The sequence below is a fragment of the Actinophytocola sp. genome, from assembly GCF_050699915.1.
Lineage (GTDB): Bacteria > Actinomycetota > Actinomycetes > Mycobacteriales > Pseudonocardiaceae > Actinophytocola.
Genome location: NZ_JBOHGA010000317.1, coordinates 1 through 5,571 on the forward strand (window position 1 = coordinate 1; position 5,571 = coordinate 5,571).

The window sequence follows — 5,571 nt, forward strand, 5'->3', positions numbered from 1 at the left end:
CGCCCAGCACCGCGCACACGCCGGCCTCGCCGAACACCAGCTCGGCCCGCTCGTCCGGGTCGTCGGCGTCGACCGGCACGTAGGCCGCGCCGGCCGCGAGCACGCCGAGGATCGACACGTAGAGGCCGGCGGTGCCGGACGGGACCCGCACGCCGACCCGGTCGCCGATGCCGACGCCGTTCCCGGCGAGCTTCTGGCGCAGCTCGTCGACCTGCTCGAGGAGCTCGGCGTAGGTGAGGACGCCGGTCCCGTCGTCCAGCGCCGGCGCCAGCGGGTGGCGGGCGGCCGTCTCGGCCAGCACGTCGACCAGGGTGCGCGGCGGCGCCGCGGAACCGGTGGTGAAGCGAGCGGCCGCCGGTGCCTCGAGGGCAGCGGTCATCGAACGTCACCGGGGGAGCGCAGGCGCAACTGATCCTCCTAGTCGTGGGAGCTGCGCCGTTCGCGGTTCGCAGCGGGGGCCGAGCGCCCCCGCGCGTTCGGCCGACCTGCGAGTTTACCCCGCCGTGACCCTTCCCGCCTCAGTCGGCCGCGTGGGCTTGGCCACGCCGTCACCTGCTCGGATGTCCTCCGTTAGGGGGCGGTCAGAAGTACGAGAGTCGCGCGGTGTGACGATATCCGCGGGAACGGGCCAGCGCCGGCCGCTCCAGCGGCGGTAGGCGGCCGGCTCGCGTGGCGCGTTCCCGTGGGCCGGCGTACGACGAGCCCAGTGTGCCGGCCGGTGCGTGGGGAATGCTCGCGCAACCGCGCGAGCACCGTCCCGCGATACGCCGCGGCCGCCCGGAGTGGTGCTCCAGGGCGGCCGCGGTCGCTGGCTACGGATACCGGTCAGGTGCTCGCGGTCTCGCTCTCGCCGGTCTTGTCACCGGCCTCCTCGACGATCCGCTGCTCCTCCGCGCGGTGGGCGCGGTACTGGCGGATCGAGTAGACCAGCGCGGCCGCCCAGATGACGTAGATGGCGATGTAGACCGGCCAGCGGACGGCGTCGCTCGCGTCGACCCAGTCGCTCTTCAGCAGCGTGCGGATGTTGGTCAGGATGATGATGCCGCCGACCGCCGAGCCGAGCACGCGCGGCGGGATGTGCCGGACGAGCCACGCCGCGATCGGGGCCGCGATGACGCCGCCGACCAACAGGGCGAGGACCCAGCCGAAGTTGATGCCCTGCGAGCCGATGCCGATCAGGAAGCCGAGGCTCGCGGCGACCGCGACGAGGAACTCGCTCGTGTCGATCGAGCCGATCGTCTTGCGCGGCTCGAGGCGGCCGCTCGCGAGGATGGCCGGCGTGCCGACCGGGCCCCAGCCGCCGCCACCCGTCGAGTCGACGAAGCCGGCGACCAGGCCGAGCGGGCCGAGGAAGCGCTTGCGCAGCGGCTTGCCCAGGTTGTGCCGGGGCAGGCCGAGCATGGTGAAGCGGGCCAGGATGTAGACGCCGAGGACCAGCAGCAGGGTCGACATCACGGGCTCGGCGGTCTCGGTCGAGAGGCTCGACAGGAACGTGGCGCCGGCGAAGGCGCCGACCGCGCCGGGGACGCCGATCTTCGCGACGACCTTCCAGTCGACGTTGCCGAACTTCCAGTGGGCGAGGCCCGAGGCGAGCGTCGTGCCGATCTCCGCGAGGTGCACCGTCGCGGAGGCGGCGGCGGGGTGGGTGCCGATCGCCAGGAGCAGGGTGGTGGACGTCACGCCGTAGGCCATGCCGAGGCTGCCGTCGACGAGTTGGGCTCCTAAGCCCACCAGGGCCAGTAGGACCAGCTGTCGCATGTCGCCATCCATTCCGTCGGTCGGATCTCAGTGCATCCTCCGGATCGGACCGTGGCATCGCCAAACGGGTCCAGATTCCGGAACATCCCGTGGGAAGTTGGCCGGGCCACCTTGCGCAACCGGCGTTCAGACGCTAACAGCTCACGTTCGGTTACCCGATAGGTCCGGCGCCGGGATGCGCACAAGGTGTGTGAATAACCACTGGAATTTCGTCAACCAACAAAGTCAAGTAGTCAACATAGCGCTGGGTAGCAGACCTTGCGTACGCTGCGTAATGTGAATTGTTAGGCCGGGTTCGCGGGAATTCTGGAGCCCGGAGAATTCTCCGCCCGCTGGGGGTGGCACCACTCATGACCGTGCCTGTACGCCGATTTCGGTCGGCATTCTTGTCGGAATTGGACGACACATGGCCGCGGCTGCTGGGCTCAGCGCTGTTCTGGGTCTCGACCGCGCTCCTCGCGGTGGTTCTGCTCATCGAGGACCCGGTGTTCGGGTCGTTCGTGGTCGGCATCCCGCTGCTCGTCGTGGTACTCGTGCGGGAGCGCGGGCTCGCCGGAGTTTCCTCGGGTCTGCTCGGTGCGGCGATCGGTTCGTCGCTCATGTTCAGCGCTTTTCTCGGGCAGCATCGCGGAGTTTCCGGCGACGGCCTGCTGATCGCCGGATTCGTGGTGCTGGTGATCTGGGTGAGCACCTATCCGGTCATGCTCCGGCAGATGGACCGGCAACACCTGCGTGAGCGCCGCGAGGACGCCGCGCCACCGGCGACGGCGCGCCTGCTGGTGGTCCGGGTGTGGATGGCCCTGCTCGCCGCGGCTGTGCTCGCCGCCACGCTCGCCGGCGGCCTCATCGGCTTCTGACCTGGGCGGTTGCCCCGTTCAGGCGGACCTGACCGCCGCCACGGCCGCGTAGCAGCGGGTGCGCTCGTCGTCCCACATCTCGGAATCGCCCTGCGCGCGGTACTCCGGGCGCAGGCGCCGCGCCATGGCGTAGAAGCCGGAGTTGGGCCGGCCGGTGTCCGACGAGACGACCAGCGCGCTCCACATCGGCTCGCCGCGGTCGGCGGCGCGCCGGGAGACCTGCTCGAGCGGATGGGAGAGGAAGTCCGGCCGCGTGCCGACCCGGAAGGCGAGCCGCCGGTAGGTGATGGTGCCCCCGCCGGCGGCGACGCCGTAGAGGATGTCGGCGATGCGGTCGACGCGGTCCATCTGGAACATCTCCGGCATGCGCCACCTCCCGCCTGCGTGCCGAGCAGGGTTTCTTGCAGGGTCGTCGTCGCGCGGAGCGTTGTTACGCGGCGTATAGATTGACGGTCGCAGTGAGTGTTCGGACGAAGGGCGGGACCCCATGACCGACGCGCCGCGGCTGGCCGGTGTGCATCACCTCAAGCTGCCCGTGTCCGATCTCGAGCGCTCCCGAGCCTGGTACGTGAGCCGCCTCGGCTACGAGCCGCAGCTGGAGTTCGTCGAGGACGGCAAGCTGATGGGCGTCGGGCTCCGGCATCCGAACGGCGGCCCGGAGCTGGCCCTGCGGCTGGACTCCGACCGCGCTGCGGCGGCCGCCGGCTTCGACTACTTCGCGATCGGCGTGCCGGACCGGCCCGCGATCGAGACGCTCGCCGCTCGGCTCACCGCGCTCGGCGAGGAGCACGCGGGCGTGCACCCGGCATCGGCCGGCTGGATCCTGCCGATGCTGCACGACCCGGACGGCCACGAGGTGCGCTTCTACACCGTCGAGCACCACACCGACCACCCGACGGACTCCGTCACGACGCTGACCGACCCGCGCGAGACCGCGGCTCGCCGGGCGGACATGGAGATGCCCCTGCGGGAGATCGGCCGGGTTTCCTCGTCTCTCGTCGACCGGACCGCGGCGCCCCGGCAGGGGGACGAGGGCGCGCCGGACGCCTGGCTGGTGTTCGATTCCGAGGTCGCCGTCGGGCTGGCCGACCTCGTCGTCGGCGACGAGCTGCTCGTGCTCACGTGGCTCGACCGCGCCGACCGGAGTGTGCTGGTCACCCGCCCGCGCGATGACCTGGCCCGCCCGCCGACCGGCGTCTTCTCCACCCGCTCCCCGGACCGGCCGAACCCGATCGGCCTGCATCGGGTGCGCGTCCTCGCGGTCGACGGCCCGCGGGTGCGAGTGAGCGACCTCGAGGCGCTCGACGGCACCCCGGTGCTCGACCTCAAGCCGGTGCTCGGACCGGAACGCTAGCGTTCCTCGGTGAGTGCGTTGCCGCTCCAGATCGCGTGCGTGCACGCGATTCCTCGGCCGCCCTTGGGGCGCAGCACGTCGTAGATGTGCATGCGCGGGATCTTCTCCGACAGCCCCCAGCCGCTGGGCCAGGTGATGATCCAGTCCATGTCCAGGTCCACCAGCAGCCCGAGCATCCGCGCGATCGTCGGCTCGTCCAGGCGCTCGAACGCCTCGTCCAGCAGCACCAGCCGCGCCGGCGGGCGCTCCGCGCCGGTCGAGACCGCGTCGTAGAAGGCCGACGCCGCGGCGAACAGCGTCACGTACGAGATCAGCCGTGTCTCGCCGGACGACAGCTGGCGCATCCGCCGCGTGCGTGGCGCCCCGTCCGGCCCGTCGTCGCGCACCCGCACCGTGAACCGGTACCAGGACCGGTAGTCCAGCGCCCGGCCGAGCACCTCGGCGTAGTCGCCGGAATGGCCGTCGCGCTCGGTGGTGATCCGGTCGGTCAGCGCGGTGCGCAGCCGCTCGTCCTGGCCCTCGCCCCGCTTGGCGAACGGGGTGCGGATGAGCGTGAGCGCCGAGCGCATGTCCTCGTCGAGATCGGGCGCCGGCTGCCACTCCAGCTGGACGTGCACGCCCTGGCTCGAGCGCGCCACGTCGAGCGTGTCGTTCATCCGCCGGCACAGGTCGTCGGCGACCGCGATCTGCGCGGCGAGCTTGTCGGCCAGGTCGCGCAGCATGAACGCGTCGAAGATCTGCTGGTACTCCTCAGAGAGCAGCTCCCGTTGCGTGGCAAGGCGTTCGGCCACCTCGCGCGCCGCGACCGCCACCGGCCGCGGGCCGTGCGCGCCGGTCACGGTCACCGTGAGGATGTCCGCCGCCGACCGCTGCGCCACGATGTCGTGGCTGCCGGCCAGCGCGGCCTGCAGCGCCTGCAGGTCACCCAGCACCGCGTCCTCGTTGACCGTGTCTCGCGACGACGCGGTCAGCGCCGCGTACGCCTCGTCGAGGTCGTCCGGCTTCGGCGTGTCGTCGGCGGAGACGGCCGCCGACCACACGCCGTCCGCACCCAGCGCCTCGGCGAACCGTTGCCGTGCAAAGGTCTCCTTCTCCGCCAGCTCCCCGAGCCGCGCCTCGCGGGTGTCGAGCTGCGTCTGCGTCTTGCCGGCCGACACCCGAGCGCCGGTCGCCTGCTGCCGCGCGCCGGGCAGCCGCTGCCGCAACCCGGCTCGCTCCTCCTCGGCCGCCGCGAGGTCGCGTTCGAGCTGCTCGGCCGCGCCGCCGATCGAGCGCACCCGCTCGGCGTACCCGGCCGACTCGTTCGTGAAGTCCAGGCACGCGCGCTCGGCGCCGGCGGAAACCTCGGCCAGCTCGTCGGCGGCCTTCCGGTGGTGCGCCACGGCCTTCGCGAGGGTGTCGACCGAGCCCGCGCAGCGCCGGGTCAGGGCGGTGACGAGCGACTCGGCCGCGGACCGCGCGTCCAGCGCGGAGGCCCTGGCCCGCTGCAGCGAGTCGGCGGACGCGTCCAGTCCGGCCGCGCGGGCGTCGGCGATCAGCGCGTCCTGCCGGGAGCGGTGCCGGCCGGCGGCCGCGGTGTGCGCCTCGCGGCCGGCGATCGCC

At 72.3% G+C, this 5,571-nt stretch carries 6 protein-coding genes; 2 read left to right on the plus strand and 4 right to left on the minus strand.

Features of this window, described 5'->3' with window-relative positions; genetic code table 11:
• The coding region (locus ACRDSK_RS31330; protein WP_431445007.1) for an AMP-binding protein at nt 1–379 on the minus strand (379 nt) is incomplete at its 3' end.
• A gap of 446 nt (nt 380–825) precedes the next feature.
• Nucleotides 826–1,758 carry a sulfite exporter TauE/SafE family protein gene (locus ACRDSK_RS31335; protein WP_431445008.1) on the minus strand — a complete coding sequence of 311 codons (933 nt, stop codon included), beginning with the start codon at nt 1,756–1,758 and terminating at the stop codon, nt 826–828.
• Between the two features lie 395 nt (nt 1,759–2,153).
• Between ACRDSK_RS31335 and ACRDSK_RS31340 the strand changes: the two genes are divergently transcribed.
• Nucleotides 2,154–2,615: a hypothetical protein gene (locus ACRDSK_RS31340; protein ID WP_431445009.1), complete on the plus strand. Its 462-nt coding sequence runs from the start codon at nt 2,154–2,156 to the stop codon at nt 2,613–2,615.
• A gap of 18 nt (nt 2,616–2,633) precedes the next feature.
• Here ACRDSK_RS31340 and ACRDSK_RS31345 read toward each other — a convergent pair whose 3' ends face one another.
• A complete protein-coding gene (locus ACRDSK_RS31345) occupies nt 2,634–2,981 on the minus strand; it encodes a hypothetical protein (RefSeq protein WP_431445010.1) in 348 nt (115 codons plus the stop codon).
• 121 nt (nt 2,982–3,102) lie between these two features.
• On the opposite strand from ACRDSK_RS31345, the gene ACRDSK_RS31350 reads away from it, so the two are divergent.
• Entirely contained in the window at nt 3,103–3,969 is an 867-nt protein-coding gene (locus ACRDSK_RS31350) for a TrmO family methyltransferase domain-containing protein (protein WP_431445011.1), read from the plus strand.
• Here ACRDSK_RS31350 and ACRDSK_RS31355 read toward each other — a convergent pair.
• Nucleotides 3,966–5,571 (minus strand): SbcC/MukB-like Walker B domain-containing protein (locus ACRDSK_RS31355; protein ID WP_431445012.1); only part of this gene is annotated, 1,606 nt, incomplete at its 5' end. The two genes, ACRDSK_RS31350 and ACRDSK_RS31355, sit on opposite strands and share 4 nt — an antisense overlap.